We start from the raw sequence: 25,278 nt of genomic DNA on the forward strand, positions 1-25,278 counted from the left end.
GATAATAAAAAGCACATGAAGCGAGCATACATTCTGTTAGTGTTGGCAACTGCCTTGACGGTGAGTCCGCTTGTGAGTGCTGAAGGCTTGCAGCCGATTGTGCTTAGTAGTGCGCAACTCGCACTGATCCGAGCGAACTGCGTGTCGATTCGTTCATCCTTGCAACGGTTGCACGAGAATGACGCACTTGCGCGAGTAAATTTGGGGCGCGAATATGAAACGATTTCAAACAAGCTAATGGCGCCGATGAATAGTCGCATTGCACTTAATAAACTTGATGGTGTTATGGCTGCAAAAACGACGGTTGAGTTTGATGATGAGCTCGCGACATTTCGCTCAAGCTACCAGCGTTATGAGGAAAGCGTTGCGAGAACGATTAATATTGACTGCCAAGAGCGTCCAGTTGATTTTTATCAGATGATTGAATATGCACGTATGTACCGTGCTGAAGTTCGCCAAACCGTGATGAGAATGAGCGAATTGATAAAGAAGTACCGTATGCAAATTGATACGATTCACCAAACAAGCGACAAGAAACACGCAGGAGCAAAATGACAGAGGAGGTTGTTTCGCCGTATGTTAGTCTTAACCAGGTCGCCGAGAGCCGCCGTCGGAAGATTCGCTTTGCGAGTATGATTATTTGTGTGATCGCAGTGGCATGTATACTTACGGGTATTTCGTTGTATATCTATGGCGCGAGTGGAGCGGTGCAGGTTGATTTGAGTCGCCCGGGCTATCAGTCGGTGCGCAAAGAAGCTACCGCTAATACATCAGATGAGCAGTTTGCGGCGACAGGTAATCTTGACGCAAAAGCGTATTTGCAGTTCAGCACGATGTATGACCGCCACGCTAAGCGAACTGTCGACGCGCCGAGTTTTGGTAAAGAAGCTCTAACTGACGACTCACTGCAAATCTTTACCGACACAAGTGCAAATAACGTAGCAAACCCTGCTCCAAGTCCGTCAGAAAGTCAGTCTGCGCAATGAGTCAATTGCTCAACCCGAATGATTTTATCATCACTCGTAAGCGCAAAAAATACCGCTTTGCGCTATTTGCGAACTCGTCGCTTTGTTTTGAGCTTAGCGAGTGGGCGCCGCGTGCTGTTGATGTGCTAGAAATCGGCGCAGGAACAGGGCTGTTTAGCGTTGAGTTAGCGGCGCGCCATCCCGAGCAGACATTTGTCGCACTTGATGTTAAGGGCGATCGGTTGCAAAAGGGTGCATACCAGGCGGAGGCGCGTGGACTTAGGAACGTGTTTTTCGTGCGGGCGCGGGCAGATCAGTTAGCTAAACTCGTTGCTACGCGATCGCTCCGCACAATCTGGCTAACGTTTCCTGATCCGTTTCCGCGCCAGCGTTCAGCGGGTCGCCGGCTCACGCACACGCATTTTTTGCATATCTATGCTGAGTTGTTGTGTTCTGATGGCGAATTACTACTTAAACATGATAGCCTTGATTTTTTCTGCTGGAGTCTAGAGCAACTTGTTGCGGCGCAGTGGCGTGTTCAGAAACTATCGTTTGATCTGCACGAATCAAACCTGTATGATGAATATAAGATCAAGACTACCTACGAGCAACGTTGGTTGGATGAAGGGCGAAAAACGAATTTTGTCTGCGCGAAATCACCTGTAAAATAATTGAAAGATGAGCTGGAGAAAAATATGCCACATATTCACACGCAACCAAATCAGCACGATGCTAGCGTGACGATGTTTATCATATGTATGGACGGTAATCAGCCACAGTTGTTGATGCATATGCACCGCAAACTTGGTAAGTTGATGCCGCCGGGCGGGCATGTTGAGCTTGATGAAACGCCGTGGGCGGCGGTTAGCCACGAACTTCAAGAGGAGACGGGTTATCGGTTGACTGAATTAGATATCATGCAGCCGAAATTGCGTATGAAATCAGCACGTGACATTACGGTTCATCCGCAGCCATTCGCGAGCAATACGCATGCGGTGACGCCGGAGCATTTTCATACTGATTTAGATTACCTCTTTATCGCGCGATCAAAGCCGAGCGCGCCGCCTGCTGAGGGTGAATCAACCGACTTTCGTTGGATGAGTGCAGCAGATGTTGCAGCACTCGACGAGACGCAAACATATCCGAATATTCAGGATTTTTGCGCCTATGTGTTTGAAAAATTGTTGCCAAGCGACGTTTGGGAGACTGTGCCGGCGACGAGCTACGACACAGCAGATACCACCGCAAAGTTTACGAGTAAGGAGGAGCTATGACGATTAATGATTATTCGCAGCAAGCCCTTCGTACGCTACTGGGTGAACACGCTTATGGCGAGGTTGACGCTAAATTGATGGCGCAAGTATTGGGCTTGGGTGGTGAATCGGGCGAAGTGCTCGAAAAATTCAAGAAAATCTTGCGCGACAAACAAGGTAGGATCTCTGGTAGCGATCGCACGGCGATTGTCAAAGAGCTTGGCGACGTTCTTTGGTACGTTAATGCTATCGCTCATCTCGTTGGCTCAGACCTTGAGGAAGTTGCACGCCTTAATAATGAAAAACTTGCTAGTCGCCAGTACCGCGGTCAACTGCAGGGCAGTGGCGATGATCGCTGATTCTATCAGTAAAACACGTTCTTATATGGTAGACGTATTGGTGTTATCAGAACTTTCCGTCGTACTCGCCGCTTTTGCTAGTTGCTCTCGCAGCCAACCATCAATCGTGCCAGCCCCCATACATAGTACTAATTTACCGTTGTGTCGTGCCATTTCAATATGTCGCCACAGCTCGTCGTTAAGCTCGGCGTAATGGACGGTGTTACGATTCGTTAGATTGTTCGCTAATTCTTGTGGCGTTAATATCGGCAACCTTGGATCTTCACGCGTTAGATATGTTGGTAGCCAATAGATCTCTTCGGCAAGTTCCATGCAGCTGTCGTATTGATCGCGAATTTCGTGTTGGCGGACGTTTTGATGCGGCTGATAAACGAGCACGACGTGGTCTGATATCTCGCGTGCCATCTGTAGCGTGGCGGCAATTTCAACCGGATGATGTCCATAGTCGCTATATAAATTATCCGCTAACTTCTCAAAGCGCCGTGACGTGCCAGGGAAACTTGATAACGCTGTCAGCACGGCATGCTGTTGCCCGAGCTTTAGGTATTCAAAGGCTTTTACAATGAGTGTTGCGTTGGCGCGGTTGTGCGCGCCTGCTAGCTGGAGCGGTATAACCTCGCTATCTTTGAGCAACCACGTGCTCTTCGGTGTTTTCAAACCAGAGAACGTGTCGCGTAGCCACATGACAGTTTGTTTTGACTGCGTTAAAAAGCGTTCAAACGCGGCACGATAGTCGCTTTCGGTTGGATAGGTGTCCGGATGGTCATAATCAAGCGACGTGATGATTGAAATGTCAGGCTCGAAATGTAAAAAATTATAATCAAACTCGTCGCATTCGTATACAAAGTAGCGCGAATTCGGATCGAAATACCCGGAAGGAGCAAACGACGTCGTTGCTCCGATCGAAAAGCTCACTGGTATATTCAGCTGGCGGAATACCCACACCATCATTGCTGTGGTGGTAGTTTTGCCGTGTGTACCGGCGATAGCAATGAGCTTGAGTCCCTTTTCACCGATGATGTAATTGATTAGTTCATCGCGTTTCGCCAGATGCAGTCCCAACTCGCGTGCTTTAAGCAGTTCCGGATGATCACTCGGCAAACCGGCGGTGTATACAAACCAGTCAATTGATTGTTGCCGGTGACAGTACATTAAGTAGTCGCCTGTTTGATCGGTACTCACGGGAATGCCACGTTCTTGCAGCTCGCGCGTTGTGAGACTCTCCTGCATATCACTGCCGTGCACAATATGACCGGCGTCGTGTGCGATTTCTGCAAGCGGTCCCAGTCCAACGCCGCCAATACCCGAGAAGTAGATGTTCATATCTTTTAGTATAGCATGCTCGGTGCTTATGGTATGGTATACTAATAGGGTATGAAGGTGGGGCGATAATGGCAGATAAACGCTCAATTCGGCGCGATATTAAGAAATTGCAGCGCGTCAAAACGTGGCAACTATTAATTCTACTGATTTTGGCGGGGTTTCTATCAGCGACATTCTTACGCTTAAATAACACAGGCATGGTGCAGCGCCGTAATGCTGTCACCGCCGCCGATAAGGTAGGTGGTGCGCAGCAAATCGCTGAGCGGATAGCGGAATTACAGCGATACTCAACTGCACACATGAATGCAAGCAGCGGTGTAATTTATTTGCAACATCAATATGATCGCGACGCGCAGGCAGCAATTAAAGCGGTATCAAATACTTCATCGGAAGGCGCTACCGCTAATGCTCGCGCCGAAGCTGTCTGTCATCCGCAGTACTCTGGCTGGTCGACGGCGTATATGCAGTGCGTTTTGGCGGAGCTTGCAAAGTACCCGACGTCAGATAAGCTTGCCGAGCCAAAGTTGCCAAATACCGAATTGTACCGATACGAATTTATATCGCCATTGTGGTCGCCCGACTTTGCTGGGTTTAGTTTGCTCTTGGTTGGGTTTTTAGTTTTTATCATTATCGTGCGGTTGATCAGCATGGGTATTTTACAAATCCTGCTGCGTCGTCATTACCGCTCTATTTAGCTCATGCGCTTCAGGGGTCGCTCAGGGGTGTTGACATGGCTATATAGTATGCGCTAAGCTAACAGGTGTAACTTAGACACTTAAATAGGAGGTATCACTTATGGCGTATCAGCACACGAATTCGAAAGGCGTTACATATTACTTACACAAAACTGAGTCTGTTCTGCGTGGTGGCAAGCATCAGATTATTTACTTTTTTGCTAAAGTAGCGAAGAATAAAAAAGGCACGCCGTGCGATTTGCCGGAAGACCGTTTTGTTAAAGAAAATCCGCGCAATGGCTTTTTGACTGTCTCGAAGAAGAAGGGCGGCGAGAAAGCGGAATAGAATATATTTTTAGAATAGCCTCGCCTTAGGAATAAGGGCGGGGCTATTTTATTGGGTAGTTTGAGCGGTATGGCTATAGGAAAAGAGCGTATGACGGCACGATATGGCGATAATATTATTGGCACTATTAAGTTCACTGCTCGCAGCATTATATTTAAAGACTATAATGATTTCTCTTGGGTTATATATTGAGAGATATAGAAGAAAAGATGACGTTACGAGCTATTGCGCGCAAGCTGCGATTGACATGAAGCGTCTAAAGGCGGAGAGAGTCTCGCGTATCTTGAACACAAATATTACAATAATAAGTGCTTGCGCTTTTTCTCGAAACACGATATGCTACGTATAGAAACAAACAGGTGCCAAATTTGCCCTCCGTTCCCCGACGGAGGGCTTTTTGTTGGACGCTGCATCGCTGCATTGATTTTTATCTGTATAAAGTCTCGGTAGGGGTTAGTAGTTTCAACCCCGCATGCGCTTTCATTGCTGTAGATTTTAGCCCACAAATATTGTTTTATAATAAAAATGTTTCATAATATAGAGTATGAATAATCATAGACATTTTGGAAATTTTATGCCGTCGATATCACTTGACCAGCCCCTTACGGGAATAGACGATATGTTGGAGGCGTGTCAGCGTCAGAGCCAGAGCGATAATATTGATTTAATGAGCTTGCATGAGTGTTCGCGAAAGTGGGAAGATTTACTCGCTATGGCGATTGAAGAAAAAACTCTAAAGGCGAAAATTGATGCAAAACGCCGCGATAGCGCAGGAAAACGTGCGCTTATTGCGCAGTGGCGCGAACACAACTATGAACTCTACCAAGCACTCGCAGAGCGCGAGGGCATTAACCCTGAATCGATCGTTTCAAGAAACTCGAAAACAGGCGAGATTACGTATCATACAGAAGCGGATGGCTATATTGCGGTACTGACGGCGCGGCGCAAGCTGTACGATGATATCGTCCGCGAACAAGAAGCGCAAAAAATAACAACGCTGCAGGCACGACGTGAAAGTGTGTCCGTGCGACAACAAAAGTCTGCGAGCAGGCTAGGGCGATGCATAGTTGCAGATACTGCTAATTTGCGTCGCTGGGAGGAATCTGACCACGCTGAGCGCGCTAGCGGCGCATATCTTGAGCGCGATTAATCAATGCTTATGTAATAATTCCGTGGTGGGGGCGGCTGGACTTGAACCAGCGACCAACAGGTTATGAGCCCGCTGCTCTAACCACTGAGCTACGCCCCCGCCCGATGCTATTATAGCCGATTTTGTCCTGTTCGGCTATAATAAAATCATGATATCGCTTATGCGTTCGAAACAATTCATGCGCTACATATGGCATCGTTACGCGACATTTAATACGGGTATCACGATCGTAGCAGGGTTTGTAGTGCTGAGTTGGGCGTGGGGCGCGGCATCAACGATTCAGGCGAATTTTGAAGCGCAAAAAGTCGTTGAGGAGCGGCAGCGCGAGCGTGATGTACTGGAGCTTGAGGTGGCAACGTTGCGCTATCAGCAGAATTACTATCGTAGCGATGAATTTAAAGACTTAGAAACACGTTCAAAATTAGGTTTGGCAAGTCCTGGTGAAAAAGTATTAATTTTGCCACCTAACAGCGAGCGAGCCCACCAACAGGACGAGCGAGACCAAAAACTCAAAACAGCAACATCGGCAAAAATAACCGCATCTGGGTCGAATTTTCAGCAGTGGATTAATTTTTTGTCGGGCAAAAGTGCTTCACAGTTGCAAAAGTAGTTATCCATGTGTATAATGACAACTGTATCGCGGGGTGGAGCAGCCTGGTCAGCTCGGTTGGCTCATAACCAACAGGTCGCTGGTTCAAATCCAGCCCCCGCTACCAAAAAAGACGTTTCAGGTTCTGAAAGGTCTTTTTTTGTTTGGAGTTTTTACATAGTACCCAAAACGTGATGCGGATTTGTTGTATACACTCTTTAGAGTGCTGCAGCAACTAGCTAGCTGGTCGCTAATTTACTCGCAGCGACACGTACAACTTCGCTCCAACTGAGAAATGCATGCTGTGTGTTGGCTATATCACGTGCGGATAATCCGAGTCGAACGGCAAGGGCTAGCTCATGAATAATTTCGCCCGCGTCCGGTGCGACGACAGTTGCACCCAAGATGGTACCTTTCTTGTCGGCAATAATTTTGGCGAATCCATCACGGAAATCGCTGGTATTGGCGCGCGCGACGATGGTGAGCGGTGCCAAGGCTTTATTGACCTTCAGGTCGCGCTTGATACAATCGTCTTCGGTTAGCCCGACTGATGCAACACTCGGCATCGTGAAAGTGACGCGTGGCGTAGCGGTATAATCCGGTGCAAGCTGACCTTTGCTGAATATATTGTGCGCTGCGATTTGTGACTCCAACAGGGCAGTATGCGTGTGTTCGGCATGCCCGACGACGTCGCCCGCAGCGTAAATATGTCGAGCGCTCGTTTGTAAATATTCATTTGTTTTTATGCCGGTCGGGTCATATTCAACGTGTGCGTTTTCGAGACCTAAGTCAACATTTGGTACGCGTCCTGCAGCCACTAAAACCTCTTCAACGCGAATCGTTTTTTCGACGCCGCCACGCAGAAAGCTAACGCGGTATCCAAGTCCATCTTTCGCGATAGCAACGGTGCGGGTCTGCGTGAGCGCTGTGACACCCTTATGGTCTTTCAGGTAGGGCTCAAGCAGTCTGCCGACTTCCTCTTCCTCTTTCGGCAAGATACGTGCCGCGATCTCTGCTAAGTATACTTTCGTACCGAAAATCGCCATTAGCTGCGCAATCTCTACGCCAATAGAATCTGCACCAATAATGTATAAACTTTTTGGTGGACGGATTGTTTCAAGCATTGTTCGCGGCGTCAGGTATGCAATATCAGTTAGTCCTGGAATGTCTGGTGCAATCCAACGCGAGCCAGTCGCGATTAAGAAATGTCCGGCGCTGATATGCTTGCGATTGATGGAGATCTCGTTTGGCGACAAAAATTGCGCGTGCCCGGCGTAGGTATCAATATTGTGCGACTCGTAAAATTTACGATTGCCAGCGGCACCAGTGCGCTTGACTGCTAAATCTTTCCAGGCGCGTAGGCTCGGATAATTATAGCTCAGTGTACCGGAACGCAGCCCAAACTTTGTGCCGTGTCGCGCTTCGTCATATAAATGTGCTGCGTGTAACAAGGCTTTTGTTGGGATGTCACTCCAGTTTGGCGAGTCACCACCGAAAGTATCCTCTTCAATGATAGCAACGCGCTTATTGGCGCGCGCTGCGATAGTGGCCGCCGCCGATCCGCCTGCGCCGCTGCCGATAACGATAAGATCATAATCAAAATGATTTTTTTTAGCCATAAAGCCTCCTACATGATTGTTTTGTGGTGTTTATATAAATATGCTGCGTCGGGGTGAAACGCCTTGAGTGCTAGCGCCGCCTGCGTACGTATATCAGTGGTGGTGATTTCGGGCTTATTTGTGCACCAGGCGACGACGGTATTGCAGGTAGTGGTTGCGGCGTCGTGGGCGAGTCCGTCCGGACTGCCGGTACTAATACAGACGGCGTAAATGCTGGCATATAACTTGCCGGGGTCAAACGGTTCGTTTGGTCGCTTACCTTGGCGTTTCACGACGTCAACAGAGAGATCACTCATAAGCCCGCTGCCTTTACGGTGACATCAGCGACTTGGTTCGCGTATAAATAGAGTCCGAGTACGATGAGCCCCGTGCCGGCGGCAAACTGTAGAAAGTGCTTATTGCGCTCACGCCAACGCTGGATGCTGCTTAACGAGTGTCCGCTACCGATAAGAACAGTAACGAGCAATGTGCCAAGCGACGCGATGATTGTATATAGCGTAATGCCAGCGATTTGCCATTGGAGCGGCAATGTGGCGAGCGAGATTGCCGCAGCGGTAGCGGGTACTGCAACGAATAATAACTCAGACGCAACGCTTGCCAGCCCAAGGCTATACGCTTCGGTAGCCAGTGAGGCTTGAGCTATGCGCTGCTGTAAAAACCGCGAAAAACCGCGCGGAATCCATAAGCTCGTGCCGTCGCCGCGGCGGTAGTATAATAACCATACAAACACGCCGATGCTTGCGAGTAGAATGGCAATAATCGTCCACGCTTGCGGTGTTGATACGCTGTGGTAGAAGCCGCTTGCGATACAGCCGGCGAGCGATACGGTTAGCAATGTCATCGTCATAACACCGCCTAAAAACCCGCCGGTTAGACGCTGCAGCGTCTTGTTCGGCGCTTTCCGTCCGCGCGCATAGCTTGAAAGTGCTGTAATAATACTGACGCCCAGCTGAAAACTGGCGTGAATAAGCGCAGCGAGCGCGACGACACTGAGGGCGGTTAGGGTATCCATGTTTGTCTTCGTAAATCCTCTCATAATATTATAGCGTAAGCGGTGTAAGTATGTAAAGATTTTTTGTAAAACTATTGCGTTTATGGTGAGTTTATGATATTATAAAAGTATTGATACTAATAACAAAAAGAAAGAAGCAACAGCAACATGAAAATCATCGCCGGCAAATTAGCTAACAATTTTACTAATAATGACGCCACTTGGAATCGTTCGCGCTCGCTTGCTGAGCTGCGCGCATTCGTTGCGGCGCACGATGAAGCGCTTGAGGTTGAAGATTTTGAACTGTAGGCGCTAACTTATTTTATGTAAAATGATTGTATGGCACGTGAAAAACACGGCATATTATTTGCCACAAAAAATCCCGGAAAATTAGCTGAGTTCAAAGAAACTTTCAATAAGTTCAGCACTGATTACGAGATAATATCATTTCGCGACCTTACTTACGACATTCCAGATTGTGACGAAACGGGCACAACATTTAGAGAGAATGCACGCTTGAAGGTTCGTAATGCGCGGCGGCATCTGCGGGGAGATGATAAAAATTTAATTGTCGTCGGCGATGATTCTGGTATGCGGATATCGTATCTAAATGGAGAGCCGGGCGTCTACACGCGCCGTTGGAATGGAAGCGAGATGACCGACGAAGCCATTATCGCTTATTGCCTTGACAAGATGCGTGGAGCGAATAATCGCTCGGCAAAGTATGTTACGTATTTTGCAGTTTCGGTTCCTGATGATGATATAGCAATAATAAGCGGCGAGAATCGCGGCGTTATTCTTGAACGCCCGCGGTGCAGTTCGCTGCTACCAGGGCTGCCATTTCGAGCGTTATTTTTCGTACCAGAATTAAATCTGATGTTTCATGAAGTTAGAGAGCTTTCTGCCGAAAAACGAAAGGACTACATTCTCGGGCATGAGCAGGCGATACGACAAATCGTTAATTATTTAGATAAATAATCGGCGGAAAGTTCTAATAGCTTGTGTGAGAAAGATTGAAACTAGGAAAGTAAAAAGAGGGCTAATTGATACGTTGTTTATGTGATATGTATACTATCCATATAAAACGGCGATAGCACCGTATGGAATTATATACTTAAAAGCCGATCTGTTGTTTTTAAGACATAGCTAGTGCATAATAAAGGTGTTCTACGCTTTACATATTTGAGCTGCGATCTTTTTTCCTCGCACGGTTAAGACCAGAAATGGAACACAGTGTGAAACAAATGGGCTTAACGCTCAAATGTGGATGAAAGGCGTAGAACGCCGATGTACGATGTTTCTTTTGTTTGGAACGCAAAAAGAAAGGATAAAGTGATGATACCAGGATCAGTAATCATGTGCCTGATTGTATACTGGCTGAGTAGTAGAGGCGAAAAGAAGAGGAAAGAACAGAGGGCACAGGCTGAACGCGATAGATTAAATAAAATCCGGATGGATACGCGCGAAGTGATACGCTCGCGCGCAAAAGCTGAGTTCAATGTGGATTATGCAGACGATGAACTTAACTGGCTTATAAAAACAATAGAAGCCGAGGATGGCGAAGAAGGTATTGTCAACCTCGGTCTCGTATTCGCGAAAGATTCAAAGGAAAATATTGAAAAGTATATAGTGATGATTGAGGTGACATATCATAAGCACTTGCTGAAACAGCAGTTTGCTCAAGTAGCTGCTGAGGATGAAAAAAGATTGCAAGAAATACTAGAGGACTTTAAGAGACTTAATCCCGATCAGCGGAAGCTGCATTTTGCATATATAAAAAAGCATTATGCAGATGTGTTGACAAGAGAGCAACTGCATATACTTGAACTAGCTAGTTTAAGGCAAGACTGATACAATGTCAAAGTTAAAATGATTACCTGGTTTTGAAAGAAGAGTGGGGCTAAAGCGCTACGAATTGAACTGCGAATGCTCTTATTAGTGCGATGTTATTTATAACTTGACTCTAAATGAAAGATCATGGAATCGCAGGCGATATAACAAATCGTTAATTATTTAGATAAATAAAAAATTGGCGGAAAATCCGCCGAAAAAATTAGTTTGGTAGCACTGACTGGGATCGAACCAGTGACCTTAGGCTTATGAGTCCTACGCTCTAACCAACTGAGCTACAGTGCCATAGCGCTATAATTATACCAGACATACGCATGGATTTCTAGCAGTTTCGACGTTGGGTGCGGCCGTTTAGTTCAGAACAGCTATAAATTTACTCGCGCTTTACGCTTGCTCTATGACATTTGGCGTATCCGATGCCTAGTGTAACTTGAGGCAGAATCTATTTGGCGAAGCGTAAATACTATGAAACTTTGCTTAGTGTCCTGCTAGATCGACGACCTTGCGCCACATCTTTTTAGCCCTCTTCAAATTCGCTTCGTACTCCGCTGGTATATATCCGTGTAGTTTCGTGAGAGAGTTTAGAGGACCTGCCATAAATCCGTTGCGAAGCATTTCGTTTTGAGCGGCATGGTAGTCGTCTTTGGTCAAAAGTACTCCCTGTATATGAGCTGAATCAATTGCTCCCTTGTGTTTAATCTCTCCAGTATTGAGCTTTGTATGAGATATGACTGGTACGGTTCCCTTCAGAGCGATTTCTAACGCATTTCGAGCCGTTATCTCAAGCCAGCGTTCTCCCGTAACCAGTGTTTGCAAGTATGCCTCTAAATGTTCGGTATCCGTTTTATTTAATTCATCGTACGGAAAATTAGTTCCCGCGCCAATATGAAGCGTAATATCGTATGGACTGGCAATTGTTTCGTCTGACAATAATATTTTTTCCGTGCATAATAATAGCGTAGAAGACCCGTATATAGAATGCCTGTGCATATCGCCCCAGCTTGTGAACGCATATTCATCTAAGCCTAGCGATTCATCAAGAGGCAGCGTGTGAGTGGACTTGTTTTTCGACAAGGCTTTTGCTGGCATGATGGCACTGTTTTGAATAGAATTCAGGTTCTCGGATTCTGTCTTGTGGGTGAGTGGAAACCCGTCTAGCATCATCTCTTTAATTCTGCCGAGGGCACGCTCTTCTTTCCTGGTTGTTGGCCGCTGGAGTACTTTATAGTTGCGAGCGTTCTCTTCTAAATCAACTTTGTCAAGCAACTTCCAGGACAAGCATGAGAGATAGGTGAGATTTTCTGGTGTTGGCATGCATAAAATTATGCCATGTTTTAATAAAAATGCAATATACTGCGGTGGCAATTATCCCATTGAAACAAGTGTATGGGCGTCTAAGCGTAAATGCTTATGATTTGCTATTGGATTAGTTGATATTATAATTTTTAGTATATGGATGAAAATGAGCAAATAGAGATATTGAAATCAACGCTCGCTGAGCAGCAACGTTTTCACGACGAACTAACGAATTCGTTTGACGACACAAAAAATAGAATTGTTGTTTATATCGGTGCTATTCTGGCGGGACTTGCTTTTTTATACTCTGGTGCAATAGATACATCAAAAGGCGTTCGGGAGCGCTTGTTTATTCCGGAAGAGCTATACGGTATTATATTCTACTTTTTTGGACTAACGTGCATCCTATACGCGCTTTTTGTACTAATTCGTGCGATGAAGATGGATACTCAATGGGAGGTATATACTGACACTTCTGACCGTAGAATTATAGGTAGTATAGATGATCGGCTTACAAAGCGAGAGTATCTTCAGGAGATGGTCAATGGTTATGAGGATGCGAGTGAAAAAATCTCAAATCCCATAAAATAAAATATCTAGCTGTTCAAAATGCTTTTCTCCCAATGATTGCTGGTGCTATAATATTAGTAGTGCTAAGGTTCTTTCAATAAAGCACTAGGAAGGGTATACTAGTAACTATGAAAAAAACCTACGGAGCCGGCGCTTAATTAGCGTTCATTGTCGCAAAAGCCCCATTCATTGGGGCTTTTTTATGCTAAAATACTAATTGTCTAGATCCATAATGAGGCTCATTTTTTATCCCGAGAAATGGGCAGCCATTTGCACTAAAGCAATAGGGATAAAACCTTGTTGTGGGTCTAGACAGCTTATCGTGTAGTATTATACAATCTATAATCATTTTATGCAAGTCTATTATGCATACAGTTAATAATCCCTTTTTCGTTTAAAGGGGTAGCGCAAAGAATTGTCACTTGCTATAATTAGAAGTGACAAGATCGCCTACCCGCTATACATCAGCGGGTATTTCTTTTACCGTCTTTTGTTTTAGCTGTATGTTTTGGTGGAAATGCGGGGAGTTGAACCCCGATCCGCGAAGTGACAAGATCGCCATTTTACCGTTAAACTACATCCCCATACGTTACAGCCTTAACAAAAAAGGCACGGATGATACGCCCTTCTCAGGGTATAGACATCCGTGCCGTACACGTAAATTTCCGGTTACCGATTTATTAAAATACTTATCCTATTATACATCTTTTCTATGCTTTGCGGATGGCTATTTCTTAATTGTTATAATTAGTATAGATGTAATAAGGAGTTTATATGCAAAAATTGTACGTAACGAGCGTGTCACAAAACGGAAGTAATTATAATCTTGGTATCAAAGTACCAGAGTCAACGGACAAAGATAGTACAGAAGGGTTTGCGATGGGTGTAGATTTTGTTCTGCAAGCTTTTGAAGCAAATCCTAGACTCCAAAATCAAATTATTCAAACGCTGAGAGATAGCGATATCATCCAAGTTCTAGATTAGACACTTGTCCCAATGGGATAATTGCCACCGCGGTGGTAGCTATCGGGCGCTGAGCAATAATGCGATACCGCTATGCGCTATACTGGATACGTGAAAGCAAGAAGCAGCGGCAACCATATCTTAGCGGTGAGCGGCGGCGTTGATTCGGTGGTAATGCTCGATATGGCGCACTGTCGCTACGGTGCAGCGCGGCTGATCGTGGCGCATTTCGACCACGGTATCCGTCCGGAATCGGCAGCGGATGCGCGGTTTGCGGCAGCGCTGGCGACACGATACGGCTGTGTATTTCGGACGCAGCGGGCGGAGCTGGGCGCGCGTGCGGGAGAGGATGCAGCGCGGCGGGCGCGGTATGATTTTTTGTACGCTGCGGCGCGGGATTTTCAGGCTGATATTTGGCTTGCGCACCATCAAGAAGACGCGGTGGAGTCAGTGGCGGTGAATCTGACGCGCGGCACGGGCTGGCGCGGGCTGGCGGTGATGGATCGTCCGGGGCTGTATCGCCCGTTGCTGCACATGACGAAGCGGGAAATTTACGCGTACGCATGCCGGTATCGCTTGGAATGGGTTGAAGATGAGAGTAATCAAGAAGATAGTTATTTGCGGAATCGCTTACGTCGCAAAATATCAAAATTGTTATCAAATGACGACCAGGCGCGTATCGTACAGCTGCGCAACAAACAGATTGCCATAAAGCATAAAATGATTGCCGAAACGGCTTCCCTATTGCCGAATACGCGGCAGGCGCGTTATTTTTTGACGCAAATTCCGCGCGCTATCGCCGAAGAGATGGTACGGATCGTCATTGAGCGGGAAACGGGCGTACTGGTGGCGCGCCCGCATGCTGCGCGGGCGCTTGCAGCGATTCAGACGCTGCGTATTGGCGCAGTCCACCAGGTGGCGGATGGCGTATATCTAACGATGACGAAAAAAGGGTTCACGATTGGGCGGCAAGCGTAACGCACCCGTTCGTTTATAGCTATACTTGATGATAGGCATTTGCCGTCCGAGCATAGTAAAAGCCTATCAAAAATGATATAGTAGAAAGAGTTTTTCTGATTGTTAACCGAAAGGATGAGGGTTTTATGCCGACGAAGAAACCGAAACGTACGACAAGCGTTTCAAATACTATTAGGCTCAGTTTGTTTTGGGCGATCGTTATTCTGGCGGCGCTGGCAATGTGGGCGTTCTTTTCGCCGCACCAGCCGCTGAAAGAGGTGCCAGTGTCGCAGGTGATTAAAGATGCGAACGAGGGTAAATTAGCAAAGATTGAAGGTCGCGGCAATGATCTGAAAATTACTGTTAAAGATCAAGATAAGCCGACGCAAGCATCGTATATTAACGGCGGCGTCGGGACGCTGCTGCGCGACAATACGCTGAACGGCAAAGGCAAGGCGGTAATTTCTGATAGCGCGCCGAGCGACAACACTATAATGTGGAATCTCTTGACGATCGTACTGCCGGTGGTACTGATCGGGGTACTGTTTATGTTTATGATGCGCCAGGCGCAGGGGCAAAATAGTCAAGCGATGAGTTTTGGTAAGAGTAAGGCAAAATTGTACGGACTTGATAAAGAACGCATCAAATTTGAAGACATTGCTGGTAATGATAGTGCAAAGCAAGATTTAGAAGAAGTGGTAGATTTTTTGAAACACCCAAAAAAATACCAGGGATTGGGGGCGAAGATACCAAAAGGCGTGCTGTTGGTCGGTAGTCCAGGTACGGGTAAAACGATGCTGGCGCGCGCGGTTGCGGGCGAGGCGAACGTACCATTTTTCAGCATTTCCGGGTCAGAATTTGTCGAGATGTTTGTGGGCGTCGGCGCGAGTCGTGTACGCGATCTATTCCAAAAAGCGAAAAAGAATTCGCCGGCGATTATTTTTATAGACGAAATTGATGCGGTAGGGCGTAAACGCGGTAGTGGCATGGGCGGCGGTCATGATGAGCGCGAGCAGACGTTGAACCAGATTCTCGTCGAGATGGATGGGTTTGATTCGGATACAAATGTGATTGTTATCGCAGCGACGAACCGCGCTGATGTGCTTGATCCTGCCCTGCTTCGCCCCGGACGTTTTGACCGCCACGTGACGATTAGCTTGCCGGAGCGTAAAGACCGCGAAGCGATTTTGAAAGTTCATTTCAAAAACAAACCGACGGACGATTCAGTTGATTTGGATAAATTAGCGGCAAAAACTGCTGGTTCAAGTGGTGCAGATTTAGCAAATATGGCGAACGAAGCGGCAATTATTGCAGCGCGGCGTGATTCGAAAGTGATTACGAATGATGACTTAACTGAGGCGTTTGAGAAGGTTGCAATCGGTCCGGAGCGTAAAGCTAAGGTAATGAACGATCATGAAAAGGAGTTAACGGCATATCACGAAGCGGGGCATGCGATCGTCGGGCATGTGTTGCCGGATAGCGATCCGGTGCACAAAATTACAATTATTCCGCGCGGCGGTACAGGCGGCGTGACGTGGTTTTTGCCACCGGAAGACAAAAGCTATACAAGTGTGTACGAATACAAAGACATTCTAGCTCGTGCTATGGGCGGTCGTATCGCTGAGAAGCTAAAATATGGTGATGATGGTGTGACGACGGGCGCAGGCAGTGATTTGCGCAGTGCAACACAGATTGCACGCGATATGATTATTGAGCAGGGTATGGGCAGTAAGCTTCGTAATCAAGTTTTTCATGAAGATAACGGCGGGTTGATGTTTGATAAGATGACACGCGAACGTCCATATAGCGATGCGACAGCGAATGAAATAGATAAGGAAGTTGAGGCGCTTATCACCGAAGCAGCGCGGCGTGCCGAGCTGGTGATATCACATAATATGCCGGTTCTTGAGAAACTGAAGGATGCGCTGCTCGAACATGAAACGCTTGAGGAGGATGCAGCGTCGAAATATATGGCAAAAGCAGTGTTGCCGAAGGAGGCGGCACTCCACAAGTAGTAGCTATGAGAGGGAGGGGGCGAGTCAAGTCGGTTGTCGCACGTGCCAACAGTAAGTTGTCGGTACAGTGGGCGGCTGCGCTGCTGTCTGGTTCAACGCTGCTTTCAAGCCTGCTCGGCATATACCGCGAACGCTTGATTAACGGTATGTACTACGACACTTATAAAGTGGGTGCCGACGCGTACGTAGCGGCGTTTACTATTCCCGATTTCATGTTTTTCATTTTAGTGTCAGGTGCGCTTAGCGTGTCGTTTATTCCGGTATTTAATCAGCGTTTAGCAACTGGCAATAAAAAGTCGGCGTGGGAATTGAGCTCAAGCTTAGTGAATTTTTTGGCGCTTATTACACTCGTGACAAGCGTGCTGATTATCATATTCGCCGATCCGCTTGTTCGCTACGTTGTTGGTCCGGGTTTTGACGAACAAGGGCGCAGCTTGGCGGTGAGTATGATGCGCGTGATTGCGGTGAATCCGTTTCTGTTTGCAGTTGCAACGGTGTTGTCAAGCATGCAGCAGGCGATTGGGCGGTTTACCTTTTTGGCACTCGCGCCGACAATATACAATATTGGTATTGTGATTGGTGCGCGCTGGTTCACGGGTGGTATCAATATTTTTGGCTGGCAGGTGTTTGAGGGCGGCATTATGGGTGTAGCGCTTGGTGTGGTGCTTGGTGCGATCTTGCAGCTCGTTGTGAGCTCGCTTGGATTGATCGGTACCGACTTTGATTATCACTGGAAAATATCGTGGAAGAACAAGGGATTTCGGCGTGTGTTGCGGTTATTGCCGCCGCGTTCGCTTGATCAGGGAATTGATTATTTCAATAGTATTGTCGAAATTAACTTGGCGTCACGTATGGCGCAAGGAGTGATGCGCGCATATCAGCAGGCGTCAAGTTTGAGCTTGATGCCGGTGAATCTTGTCGGCGTGGCGATTAGCAATGCAGCCTTTCCACGCATGACCGAGCGGCTAGCAGAGGGGCGCCCGGACTTGTTCAAAAAGGAATTGCGTTCAGTGATGCGCTGGATTCTGTGGTTGGCGCTGCCAATTGCGGTGATTACGTATTTTGCGCGCGGTTATGTCGTGGCGTTTGTGAAGAACGGCGGCGACTTATTGATCGCGAATATTTTAGGCGCGCTTGTTGTTTCTATTTTGTTTCGTACGATTTACCATATCATGGCGCGCTCGTTCTACGCGCAGCAGGATACGAAAACGCCGCTGTATATTTCAGTCGGGACGATTACGCTGAATATCATTCTCGCAGTAATTTTTACGCTTGTGTTTGGTTGGGGTGTGTTCGGGCTAGCGTGGGCGCAATCAATCGTCGCAGTTGTTGAGGTGATCGTTTTATTTGTAATTTTGTGCCGTCGTATGCCGGGAATTTTTACGCGTGATTTTATACAAGCAGCAATAAGGATGGTTTTGGCAAGCGCTGGCATGGGCGCGATTACGTATGCGACGACGCAGCTGCTGCAGTTGCAGAGCAGCGATATGAGTTTTATGTCGACCTTCCCGAAGTTTTCGATGATCGTGCTTGTGAGTTTTTGCGTGTATGTTGAGTTGAGTGTGCTACTTAAACTGCGCGAAGCTGATCCAGTGCTTGGGCGGTTATATAAGCTCTTCTTTGGGAGATTGCGCCGGTGAAGTTAGACCGCATTCGTAATTTTTGTATTATCGCGCACATTGACCATGGTAAGTCGACGCTCGCCGACCGCATGATGGAGATGACGGGGACGGTAGCGAAGCGCGAGATGAAATCGCAACTGCTGGATAGCATGGAACTGGAGCGCGAGAAAGGGATTACCATAAAGCTGGCGCCGGTGCGGATGAAATATGAGTATCAGCTGGAGCAATCTGATATTTCACACAGCTCGGAGCGGAACAGAGCCGCTCAAACAAATTTAGATTGTATGGGCGGTATGTATGATCTTAATCTTATTGATACGCCGGGCCATGTCGATTTTAGCTATGAAGTATCGCGCAGTTTGCAGGCATGCGAAGGTGCGGTACTAGTGGTTGACGCTAGCCAGGGGATTCAAGCGCAAACGCTTGCAAATGTATATTTGGCGATGGAACAGAATTTGGTGATTATTCCCGTGCTCAATAAAGTTGATTTACCGGCTGCCGACGTGCCGCGCGTGTCTCGGCAAGTGATCAATCTGCTCGGCTGCCGCGAAGATGAAATAATTCAGATCTCAGCGAAGACAGGAAAGAATGTTGACCAGGTTCTTGCGGCAATTGTTAAACGGATTCCAGCGCCAACGGGCAACACGCATGATAAAACGCGCGCCTTGATCTTCGATAGTTACTACGATGATTACCGCGGTGTGATTTTGTATGTGCGTGTGGTTGATGGGCAAATTAAAAAAGGCGAGGCGATAAAAATGCTCGCGACGGACGCGAATGGCTTGGCACTGGAAGTTGGCCATCTCAGCCCTGGCATGATCCCCGATCCATCGCTCGGTACCGGTGAAATTGGCTACGTCGTCACCAACCTAAAAACCACGCGCGAAGCACGAGTGGGTGATACGGTGACATTGAAGAAATATTTTGATGGCGCGAAATGAGTGAATTTAAAAAGTTTGAATTATTGCCGATGCGTTGAAATAGATAAAACATACTGTGATGTTTGCGAATTGAGGTAAAAACGTTGCGAATATATACGAACAAACGGTAAGACTAAGACCGTAAATTTCACTAGTTCTTGCTGCTTAGTGCTTCAATGTTCCGGATAATCTGGTGATATATCTTATCTATCGTGCCGCGCTGCGGTCGTCTTGCGCCAGTCTTGAGCGCCCAATATTCTTGGTCGAAATAAGCGAACATTTCGTCCCACATCGTTTTTTCACTGGTCGATGGCTCAAAAATCTGCGCCAATGAAAAGCAGACACGACTGAGCGACTCAGTCGTGTCGGTGTCTGGATGGCTGTAATGCAGATCAATAATTTCGCGTGCAGCGATAAGTTCATCTCTTGTGAAATGCGGATTTGTACTGTGCATTATAAGGTACATTATAGCTGTGAAAAATGGACAGTTTAAAGACATGTCCAGGTCTTGCGATCACTGACGGTGACGCTTGGGGCGACCCCTCTTGATGTTCTGGTTGGTGAAGTGCATTGACTTCGGCTCAACGCCATCAATGGAGCCGTTAGTGTCCCACGAAACGCGGGTGTTGGTGGCGCGGTCAAACTGCGTGATGTACATAGAGGATCCGTCGAGCGGAATCTCCGTCTTCTTAACCTCGCCGCTACCGTTCCCGATGTTTCGGTCCCAGAGCAGACCCATAATAGGGTCCTTCCTGTTGTGAACGAAGTCGTTGAAACGACTGATCTATGGATACTCCGTAGATCCATAAATAAGTATATATATTGATATTTGTCAATATATAACACTTGTATAAGAAAAAAAGGAAAGTTTCACGACCTTTGTGTATGATAAAATTGATACCGTGATAGATAAAATTACGATCGTCGCCCCTCTCCCCGGCTATAAAGAAATCCAGCCGTTTGTTTATGCGGGCTTTTTTCCGGTATCGAATGAGGATTATAATGATCTGAAGGAAGCGATTGAGAAGCTGAGTTTGAGTGATTCAGCATTGCAGTTTGAGCCGGAGAATTCGCCGGTGCTGGGCTATGGTGTGCGGATTGGTTTCCTCGGTTTATTACACATGGATATCATTCGCGAGCGGCTGGAGCGCGAGTACAATCTGGACCTGATTGTCACCAATCCGAGTACTGATTACCAAGTCAGTCTAACCAATGGCGAGGAGTTGGATATCAAGTCAGCCAGCGAATTGCCCGATCCAGCACAAATTATCGAGGTTCGCGAGCCGTGGATCGACGGCGAAATCGTGGTGCCGCAGGATTACATCGGTGCGGTGATTCAGCTGATTGTCGCCAAGCGTGGTCGGCAGAAAAACCTCAGTTACATCGACGAGCGGGCACTGATTTCGTTTACGGCACCGCTGGCTAATTTGCTGACGGATTTTTATGATCAATTGAAGTCGGTAACTAGCGGTTACGGTTCGTTTAATTATGAGCTGGCCGGTTATCAGCCGGAAGATTTGGTGCGGGTGGATTTTTATGTGGCGGGCGAAATGGTTGATGCGCTGAGCGTGATGTGCCACCGCTCAGAAGCTCCAGGCTTGGGTCGGGAAATTGTCAAGAAACTCAAAGAAGTGGTGCCGCGTCAGAGCTTTGAGGTGGCACTTCAAGCGGCGATTGGCGGCAGGTTTATCGCCCGCGAAAACATCGGCGCCTACCGCAAGGACGTAACCGGCTATCTCTATGGTGGCGACGTCTCGCGCAAGAAAAAACTCCTCGCCAAGCAAGCCCGTGGCAAAAAACGCATGAAGCGCTTCGGCAAGGTTGACATTCCGAGTGAAGCGTTTATGGTGATGTTAAAGAGGGATTGATACGCATAGGGTTCTTAGCTGCCTTAACGACGTCCTGATGTACTGTGCCAAACTCATTAATCACATCTATCTGAATTCAAGTGACGATCTGGCAACTTTGATTCTATATATTTTTCTTATATAATACAAATATGGAATTGAAAAAAATTCAAGAAAATGGAATAGAGGCTACTAGATATCTAGAGCGATACGTAAATAATATTAAAGGTGATCATGAAATATATTCAGATACGTTATCAATATATAGTCCTCATGAAGGTGTGGATAGTTTTCCAGCACCAGTATTCAATTTACCTCGAGAAGTTGTAAATATTATTCAAGCAGATCCGGATCCTAGATTATTGCGCGAGATTATAGGTGCTGATGTAAAATTTGTTATACATCCTAATATGCTTGAAGACCAGGAGTATTTAGATCGTACGGGATTAAGTGAGTATACTTCAGAGCAAAGCTACATTGTATCACCTACATCATCAACAAGAACTCTTCTAACATACGATCAACCATATACTTTTATGGTAAAAACAGATCTTGAGAAGAGACATTATAAATTTATTCGTAGACTGAAGGGTACTTCTGTTGAGCATAGTATTGCCATGTCATCGGAACTAGGCTCTATTTGTAAAGACGAAGCGCTGTCTGAGTTTGCATACCTGCCAGAGTCAATAGGGATAATTTTTGGTGATGAGAAAACGGGCGCCGGAGTGCTGTTTAGAGAGATTGTCCCGCGACCTTTAGTAGACGATACTCGCACGTTAGTTCCTTACTTCTCTTTATACGCTAATGACATAAGGAATCCAGAAGATCGAGCGCTATTAAGCCAATTAATTGATTTACACTCTACCAAAGGTCAGGAGCTTGCATATTTTACAGAGGTTATTTTAGGAAAGATTATTAGAAACTGGACCACTTTGGCGCGTGATTATGGTATCTTGCCGGAGCTTCATGGACAGAATACGCTACTAGAGCTTAACGACAATTTGGAGCCAGAGCGGATAGTGTATAGAGATTTTCAAGGCACATATGTGGACGCTAAGATTAGAGAAGAAAAAGGTCTCAAACTACCGTTTACCAAGCATCTTGCCGGCGAAGAATCAGGTACAGATAGGGCTAAGCAATTTAGTCATATCTACGATCATAATGTAGGGCACTTGCTTTTGGAGCGACTTACAAATACTTTTATTAGAGACTATCCTCAATACAAATATGAGCAGGTTACGTCTGAAGTGGCGACTATGTTCAACAGTCTTTTTCCGGAAGCTAAAGATATTTTTCCGAAGGAAACTTATAAGGTTGGTAAAGTTGTCAATAACGAGGTTGTGATGGAGAAAACTCATGATAACCTAATGTTTAGGTAGGCAATATGGAGAGAATAGCTCCTATAACATCTCGCGATTCCATTGATAGCATAGAGCCCCATAGTAGCGTGGAAGCTGATCTTATTGAGCGAGAGATTAGAGATTTTGTGCATAGCTACAATTTTGACACATTCTCTTTTATGTTTGAGTTGTTGGATTATGCAAAGGATGATAGGGGTTGTATTGAGGATTTGTACAGAGATTTTTCTGTTGATTCCATTGCATTAGCTGAGAAATACAAAGGCTCGAATTGTGCAGGACTTTCGTTGTTATTTCAAAATAATACAAATGATTATGCTGAGAGTGTTTTAATACCGAGCTTTGGTCATTATATGCCTACTCAAGAGGCTAGTGATTATGCTGGAGTGAGAACTGTAGGGCTTATCTTAAAAAACAAAGAAGATGGATACAGTGCATTATTTCCCGGACTAACTATTGATAAGTTGGTGTCTATTGACAATGGATATGACTTTGAGAGTATGGGTACAGCATATCGGATCAGTGGTGTAACAGAGTCTACTTTTGAACTTCATGCGGCAAAAACTAACGGGGAATTAATTCAGAGAAAGTTTTACATTACGGAGCTGACAAACCCTGATCAGTCTATGCAAAAAAACTTATTCAAAGTTAGAACGAAATACCAGGTATCACATGTAGATAACAATGTTAGAAACAAGCTTTCTTACTATATTTTTGGAGATACTTTTAGATTGCGAGTACCATCTGAAAATCTATCATTAGATATGGACAGTACTCAGTTTCTAAAATTTATATCATCTGAAGATTCTTTAGTTGTTGAAGCTTTTGATAGCCCAAATTTAGTCGAGAATTTAGATATTTTTATAGAGAATCGCAGTCTAGTTCAAACGTTGATATTACCATCACTAAAAAAATATATGGAGGCACGATGATATTTCACACCCCAGGAAATTATCGTAAAAATCACAGCATCATTAAGTTTGCGAAGAGCGCAATTGAGACGGATTTGACGGTCGTGTTCATTCACGGTCTTTACGGCACGGCGGGCGATAGGGGCTCGAAGTCGTACATTTTGGGCGAGAAAATTCGCTGTTTGGGCGTAGCGAATGTGGCTTATCTTAATTCGTCGCGGGATTGGAAAATTTATAAATCGGGCGATGAAAAGAAGGCTTTTTGCGAGAAAACTTTCGACGAGGAGCGCCGCGATATTTTGGATATGTTTCGCGTTTTAAATGAGCGCGCGCCGGAAGTTTTTGGCGCGTGGCAAAAGCGTTATCAAATCGTGGCGAATTCTATGGGCGGCACTATGGCGAGTACGCTGCGCGAGGTTTTTTCGCGTGTCGAGAAAATTGTTTTGTGCGGTTCGGGCACCGGCGCTAGTTCGGCGACGAAACCGATTCTTTCGACTTATCCGTCCAAGCGTTACGTCACCAGCGCGGCGGCGACTTTCACGGGCGATGTGCTGCTGCTTCAGGGCGAAAAGGACGCGGTCGTGCCGCTGTGGTCGCAGGACGAATTGTTGGCGGCGTACAGCTCGGCGAGGCTTGCTGTCAAAAAGATAGTCCCCGGCGCAAATCATAATTTTTCGAAAATTGATGGCGGTAATCAGCCATTGGCGTACGAGTTGTACGTTAGTGTGATTTTTAGTTTTTTGATGGGCGTTGAGTAAGCTTGGGCGAGCGAGAGTGTTGCGGCTGTGGCTTTAGACCGGCGCGAATTTTTCATCGCGTCTGCCGGGTGTTATAGTTAAGTATGCTTGAAAATAACCTAAAAAATCTGATCAAAAACTACCAACCGAACCAAGCAGCCAGTGATGTGGTGCAGCGAACTAAAATCGTGCTGTTGGTCGGTATTTCTGGCGCGGGCAAGGACACTGTGAAGCGCCGTTTGCTTGAAGATAACGAGTTTGCTGACATCGTGTCCTACACCACGCGGCAGCCGCGGCAAAACGCTGGCGTATTGGAAACGCCGGGTGTTGATTATCATTTTATTGATGAGGCGGCGGTGGTGAATATGCTGGAAAATCACGAGTTTATCGAGGCGAAATTCGTGCACGGCACGGTTTATGGCACCGGCGCGAAGGAAATTCAGGCGATCGCCGAGGCGGGCAAAATCGCCGTGACCGACATCGATGTGCAGGGCGTGAGCGAATATAAAAAGCTGTCCGGGGACGTGGTGGCGAGATGGTTGATGCGCTCAGTGTCATGTGTCACCGTTCAGAGGCGCAGAATCTGGGTAGAGAGGTAACGGCAAAACTCAAAGACGTCGTACCGCGCCAAAGCTTTGAAGTCAGCTTGCAGGCGGCAATTGGCGGTAAATTTATCGCCCGCGAAAACATCGGCGCCTACCGCAAAGATGTTACCGGCTATCTGTACGGCGGCGATGTTTCGCGTAAGAAAAAGCTGCTCGCCAAGCAAGCTCGCGGTAAAAAACGCATGAAGCGTTTTGGAAAAGTTGATATTCCGAGCGAGGCGTTTACGGTGATGTTGAAGCGAGATTGAACGTCGTTTTCTTTTAATTTTTCCTATTGATAGTCAGCTAAAGAATGATATAGATGAATTTTCTGGGCGGAATATTCATTTTGGTTCGCCAGATTTTCTGATTGGCGAG

Annotated in this window: 30 protein-coding genes, 4 tRNA genes and 1 pseudogene; 25 read left to right on the forward strand and 10 right to left on the reverse strand. The window is 46.5% G+C overall.

The genetic code is table 11. The features are described 5' to 3' along the window. Positions 1 to 15: 15 nt before the first annotated feature. The 5 genes from J5A52_01080 to J5A52_01100 are packed head-to-tail and all read left to right on the forward strand — an operon-like array spanning position 16 to position 2,577. Positions 16 to 555, forward strand: coding sequence for a hypothetical protein (locus J5A52_01080; protein ID QUB37689.1), 540 nt, complete (start codon positions 16 to 18; stop codon positions 553 to 555). Beyond that, a complete protein-coding gene (locus J5A52_01085) occupies positions 552 to 986 on the forward strand; it encodes a hypothetical protein (GenBank protein QUB37690.1) in 435 nt (144 codons plus the stop codon). The genes J5A52_01080 and J5A52_01085 overlap by 4 nt, the downstream gene beginning before the upstream one ends. After that, positions 983 to 1,636 carry a tRNA (guanosine(46)-N7)-methyltransferase TrmB gene (gene trmB, locus J5A52_01090; GenBank protein QUB37691.1) on the forward strand — a complete coding sequence of 218 codons (654 nt, stop codon included), beginning with the start codon at positions 983 to 985 and terminating at the stop codon, positions 1,634 to 1,636. The genes J5A52_01085 and trmB overlap by 4 nt, the downstream gene beginning before the upstream one ends. Positions 1,637 to 1,660: 24 nt before the next feature. Further along, a complete protein-coding gene (locus tag J5A52_01095; GenBank protein QUB37692.1) occupies positions 1,661 to 2,239 on the forward strand; it encodes an NUDIX domain-containing protein in 579 nt (192 codons plus the stop codon). After that, positions 2,236 to 2,577: a nucleoside triphosphate pyrophosphohydrolase family protein gene (locus J5A52_01100; GenBank protein QUB37693.1), complete on the forward strand. Its 342-nt coding sequence runs from the start codon at positions 2,236 to 2,238 to the stop codon at positions 2,575 to 2,577. The genes J5A52_01095 and J5A52_01100 overlap by 4 nt, the downstream gene beginning before the upstream one ends. 21 nt (positions 2,578 to 2,598) lie before the next feature. Here the strand turns inward: J5A52_01100 and J5A52_01105 are convergent, their stop codons facing one another. Continuing rightward, complete coding sequence (locus J5A52_01105) at positions 2,599 to 3,900, reverse strand: hypothetical protein (GenBank protein ID QUB37694.1); 1,302 nt, start codon at positions 3,898 to 3,900, stop codon at positions 2,599 to 2,601. A gap of 68 nt (positions 3,901 to 3,968) precedes the next feature. Between J5A52_01105 and J5A52_01110 the strand changes: the two genes are divergently transcribed. The 3 genes from J5A52_01110 (at position 3,969) to J5A52_01120 (ending at position 6,070) form a co-directional block, all read left to right on the forward strand. After that, positions 3,969 to 4,595 (forward strand): hypothetical protein, encoded by a 627-nt coding sequence (locus tag J5A52_01110; protein ID QUB37695.1) that lies wholly within the window; start codon positions 3,969 to 3,971, stop codon positions 4,593 to 4,595. A gap of 100 nt (positions 4,596 to 4,695) precedes the next feature. Next, positions 4,696 to 4,920, forward strand: a complete 225-nt coding sequence (locus J5A52_01115; GenBank protein ID QUB37696.1) for a hypothetical protein — start codon at positions 4,696 to 4,698, stop codon at positions 4,918 to 4,920. Between the two features lie 544 nt (positions 4,921 to 5,464). Continuing rightward, positions 5,465 to 6,070 carry a hypothetical protein gene (locus J5A52_01120; GenBank protein ID QUB37697.1) on the forward strand — a complete coding sequence of 202 codons (606 nt, stop codon included), beginning with the start codon at positions 5,465 to 5,467 and terminating at the stop codon, positions 6,068 to 6,070. A 23-nt stretch (positions 6,071 to 6,093) separates the two neighbouring features. Here the strand turns inward: J5A52_01120 and J5A52_01125 are convergent. After that, a tRNA-Ile gene (locus J5A52_01125) sits at positions 6,094 to 6,169 on the reverse strand. Between the two features lie 49 nt (positions 6,170 to 6,218). On the opposite strand from J5A52_01125, the gene J5A52_01130 reads away from it, so the two are divergent. Both J5A52_01130 and J5A52_01135 read left to right on the forward strand, forming a co-directional pair. After that, a complete protein-coding gene (locus J5A52_01130) occupies positions 6,219 to 6,680 on the forward strand; it encodes a hypothetical protein (GenBank protein QUB37698.1) in 462 nt (153 codons plus the stop codon). Positions 6,681 to 6,708: 28 nt separating this feature from the next. After that, a tRNA-Met gene (locus J5A52_01135) sits at positions 6,709 to 6,786 on the forward strand. 112 nt (positions 6,787 to 6,898) lie between these two features. Here J5A52_01135 and J5A52_01140 read toward each other — a convergent pair. Genes J5A52_01140 through J5A52_01150 form a run of 3 tightly spaced genes read right to left on the reverse strand, consistent with a single transcriptional unit; the run spans position 6,899 to position 9,314 of the window. After that, a complete protein-coding gene (locus J5A52_01140) occupies positions 6,899 to 8,278 on the reverse strand; it encodes an NAD(P)/FAD-dependent oxidoreductase (GenBank protein ID QUB37699.1) in 1,380 nt (459 codons plus the stop codon). An 8-nt stretch (positions 8,279 to 8,286) separates the two neighbouring features. Continuing rightward, on the reverse strand, positions 8,287 to 8,574 hold the full coding sequence (locus tag J5A52_01145; GenBank protein QUB37700.1) for a hypothetical protein: 288 nt from the start codon (positions 8,572 to 8,574) through the stop codon (positions 8,287 to 8,289). Then, positions 8,571 to 9,314: a hypothetical protein gene (locus J5A52_01150; protein QUB37701.1), complete on the reverse strand. Its 744-nt coding sequence runs from the start codon at positions 9,312 to 9,314 to the stop codon at positions 8,571 to 8,573. The genes J5A52_01145 and J5A52_01150 overlap by 4 nt, the downstream gene beginning before the upstream one ends. A 123-nt stretch (positions 9,315 to 9,437) precedes the next feature. Here J5A52_01150 and J5A52_01155 point away from each other — a divergent pair, with 123 nt between their 5' ends. The 3 genes from J5A52_01155 (at position 9,438) to J5A52_01165 (ending at position 11,120) form a co-directional block, all read left to right on the forward strand. After that, on the forward strand, positions 9,438 to 9,578 hold the full coding sequence (locus J5A52_01155; GenBank protein QUB37702.1) for a hypothetical protein: 141 nt from the start codon (positions 9,438 to 9,440) through the stop codon (positions 9,576 to 9,578). A 30-nt stretch (positions 9,579 to 9,608) separates the two neighbouring features. Next, entirely contained in the window at positions 9,609 to 10,247 is a 639-nt protein-coding gene (locus J5A52_01160) for a hypothetical protein (GenBank protein QUB37703.1), read from the forward strand. A 309-nt stretch (positions 10,248 to 10,556) separates the two neighbouring features. Further along, positions 10,557 to 11,120: a hypothetical protein gene (locus tag J5A52_01165; protein QUB37704.1), complete on the forward strand. Its 564-nt coding sequence runs from the start codon at positions 10,557 to 10,559 to the stop codon at positions 11,118 to 11,120. Between the two features lie 208 nt (positions 11,121 to 11,328). Here J5A52_01165 and J5A52_01170 read toward each other — a convergent pair. Both J5A52_01170 and J5A52_01175 read right to left on the reverse strand, forming a co-directional pair. Next, positions 11,329 to 11,405, reverse strand: a tRNA-Met gene (locus J5A52_01170). A gap of 192 nt (positions 11,406 to 11,597) precedes the next feature. Then, complete coding sequence (locus tag J5A52_01175; protein QUB37705.1) at positions 11,598 to 12,434, reverse strand: hypothetical protein; 837 nt, start codon at positions 12,432 to 12,434, stop codon at positions 11,598 to 11,600. A 138-nt stretch (positions 12,435 to 12,572) separates the two neighbouring features. Between J5A52_01175 and J5A52_01180 the strand changes: the two genes are divergently transcribed. Beyond that, positions 12,573 to 13,007 (forward strand): hypothetical protein, encoded by a 435-nt coding sequence (locus J5A52_01180; GenBank protein ID QUB37706.1) that lies wholly within the window; start codon positions 12,573 to 12,575, stop codon positions 13,005 to 13,007. 488 nt (positions 13,008 to 13,495) lie between these two features. Here the strand turns inward: J5A52_01180 and J5A52_01185 are convergent. Next, positions 13,496 to 13,570: transfer RNA gene (locus tag J5A52_01185), tRNA-OTHER, on the reverse strand. A gap of 190 nt (positions 13,571 to 13,760) precedes the next feature. On the opposite strand from J5A52_01185, the gene J5A52_01190 reads away from it, so the two are divergent. The 5 genes from J5A52_01190 (at position 13,761) to J5A52_01210 (ending at position 19,484) form a co-directional block, all read left to right on the forward strand. Then, positions 13,761 to 13,970, forward strand: a complete 210-nt coding sequence (locus J5A52_01190) for a hypothetical protein (GenBank protein QUB37707.1) — start codon at positions 13,761 to 13,763, stop codon at positions 13,968 to 13,970. A 90-nt stretch (positions 13,971 to 14,060) separates the two neighbouring features. Further along, positions 14,061 to 14,927, forward strand: coding sequence for a tRNA lysidine(34) synthetase TilS (tilS, locus tag J5A52_01195; GenBank protein QUB37708.1), 867 nt, complete (start codon positions 14,061 to 14,063; stop codon positions 14,925 to 14,927). A gap of 125 nt (positions 14,928 to 15,052) precedes the next feature. Then, entirely contained in the window at positions 15,053 to 16,921 is a 1,869-nt protein-coding gene (gene ftsH / locus J5A52_01200; GenBank protein QUB37709.1) for an ATP-dependent zinc metalloprotease FtsH, read from the forward strand. Between the two features lie 5 nt (positions 16,922 to 16,926). Further along, positions 16,927 to 18,561, forward strand: coding sequence for a murein biosynthesis integral membrane protein MurJ (gene murJ / locus J5A52_01205; protein QUB37710.1), 1,635 nt, complete (start codon positions 16,927 to 16,929; stop codon positions 18,559 to 18,561). Next, the gene (locus tag J5A52_01210) at positions 18,558 to 19,484 is read left to right on the forward strand and encodes a GTP-binding protein (GenBank protein ID QUB37711.1); all 927 of its coding nucleotides are present in this window, start codon (positions 18,558 to 18,560) and stop codon (positions 19,482 to 19,484) included. Before murJ ends, J5A52_01210 begins: the two co-directional genes overlap by 4 nt. A 130-nt stretch (positions 19,485 to 19,614) precedes the next feature. Here J5A52_01210 and J5A52_01215 read toward each other — a convergent pair whose 3' ends face one another. Both J5A52_01215 and J5A52_01220 read right to left on the reverse strand, forming a co-directional pair. Further along, a complete protein-coding gene (locus tag J5A52_01215) occupies positions 19,615 to 19,917 on the reverse strand; it encodes a hypothetical protein (GenBank protein ID QUB37712.1) in 303 nt (100 codons plus the stop codon). A 60-nt stretch (positions 19,918 to 19,977) separates the two neighbouring features. Next, positions 19,978 to 20,202: a hypothetical protein gene (locus J5A52_01220; protein ID QUB37713.1), complete on the reverse strand. Its 225-nt coding sequence runs from the start codon at positions 20,200 to 20,202 to the stop codon at positions 19,978 to 19,980. Between the two features lie 163 nt (positions 20,203 to 20,365). Between J5A52_01220 and J5A52_01225 the strand changes: the two genes are divergently transcribed. From J5A52_01225 to J5A52_01250, 6 genes and pseudogenes are all read left to right on the forward strand, one after another. Further along, a complete protein-coding gene (locus J5A52_01225) occupies positions 20,366 to 21,331 on the forward strand; it encodes a GTP-binding protein LepA (GenBank protein ID QUB37983.1) in 966 nt (321 codons plus the stop codon). Between the two features lie 131 nt (positions 21,332 to 21,462). After that, the gene (locus J5A52_01230; GenBank protein QUB37714.1) at positions 21,463 to 22,689 is read left to right on the forward strand and encodes a hypothetical protein; all 1,227 of its coding nucleotides are present in this window, start codon (positions 21,463 to 21,465) and stop codon (positions 22,687 to 22,689) included. 5 nt (positions 22,690 to 22,694) lie between these two features. Next, the gene (locus tag J5A52_01235) at positions 22,695 to 23,600 is read left to right on the forward strand and encodes a hypothetical protein (GenBank protein QUB37715.1); all 906 of its coding nucleotides are present in this window, start codon (positions 22,695 to 22,697) and stop codon (positions 23,598 to 23,600) included. Beyond that, a complete protein-coding gene (locus J5A52_01240; protein ID QUB37716.1) occupies positions 23,597 to 24,337 on the forward strand; it encodes an alpha/beta hydrolase in 741 nt (246 codons plus the stop codon). Before J5A52_01235 ends, J5A52_01240 begins: the two co-directional genes overlap by 4 nt. An 83-nt stretch (positions 24,338 to 24,420) precedes the next feature. Further along, positions 24,421 to 24,915 carry a guanylate kinase gene (locus tag J5A52_01245; protein QUB37717.1) on the forward strand — a complete coding sequence of 165 codons (495 nt, stop codon included), beginning with the start codon at positions 24,421 to 24,423 and terminating at the stop codon, positions 24,913 to 24,915. Then, positions 24,846 to 25,169, forward strand: a pseudogene (locus J5A52_01250) (GTP-binding protein LepA). The gene J5A52_01245 and the pseudogene J5A52_01250 overlap by 70 nt, the downstream one beginning before the upstream one ends. The last annotated feature ends 109 nt before the right edge of the window (positions 25,170 to 25,278 follow it).

This window comes from TM7 phylum sp. oral taxon 349 (assembly GCA_018127705.1).
Lineage (GTDB): Bacteria > Patescibacteriota > Saccharimonadia > Saccharimonadales > Saccharimonadaceae > Saccharimonas.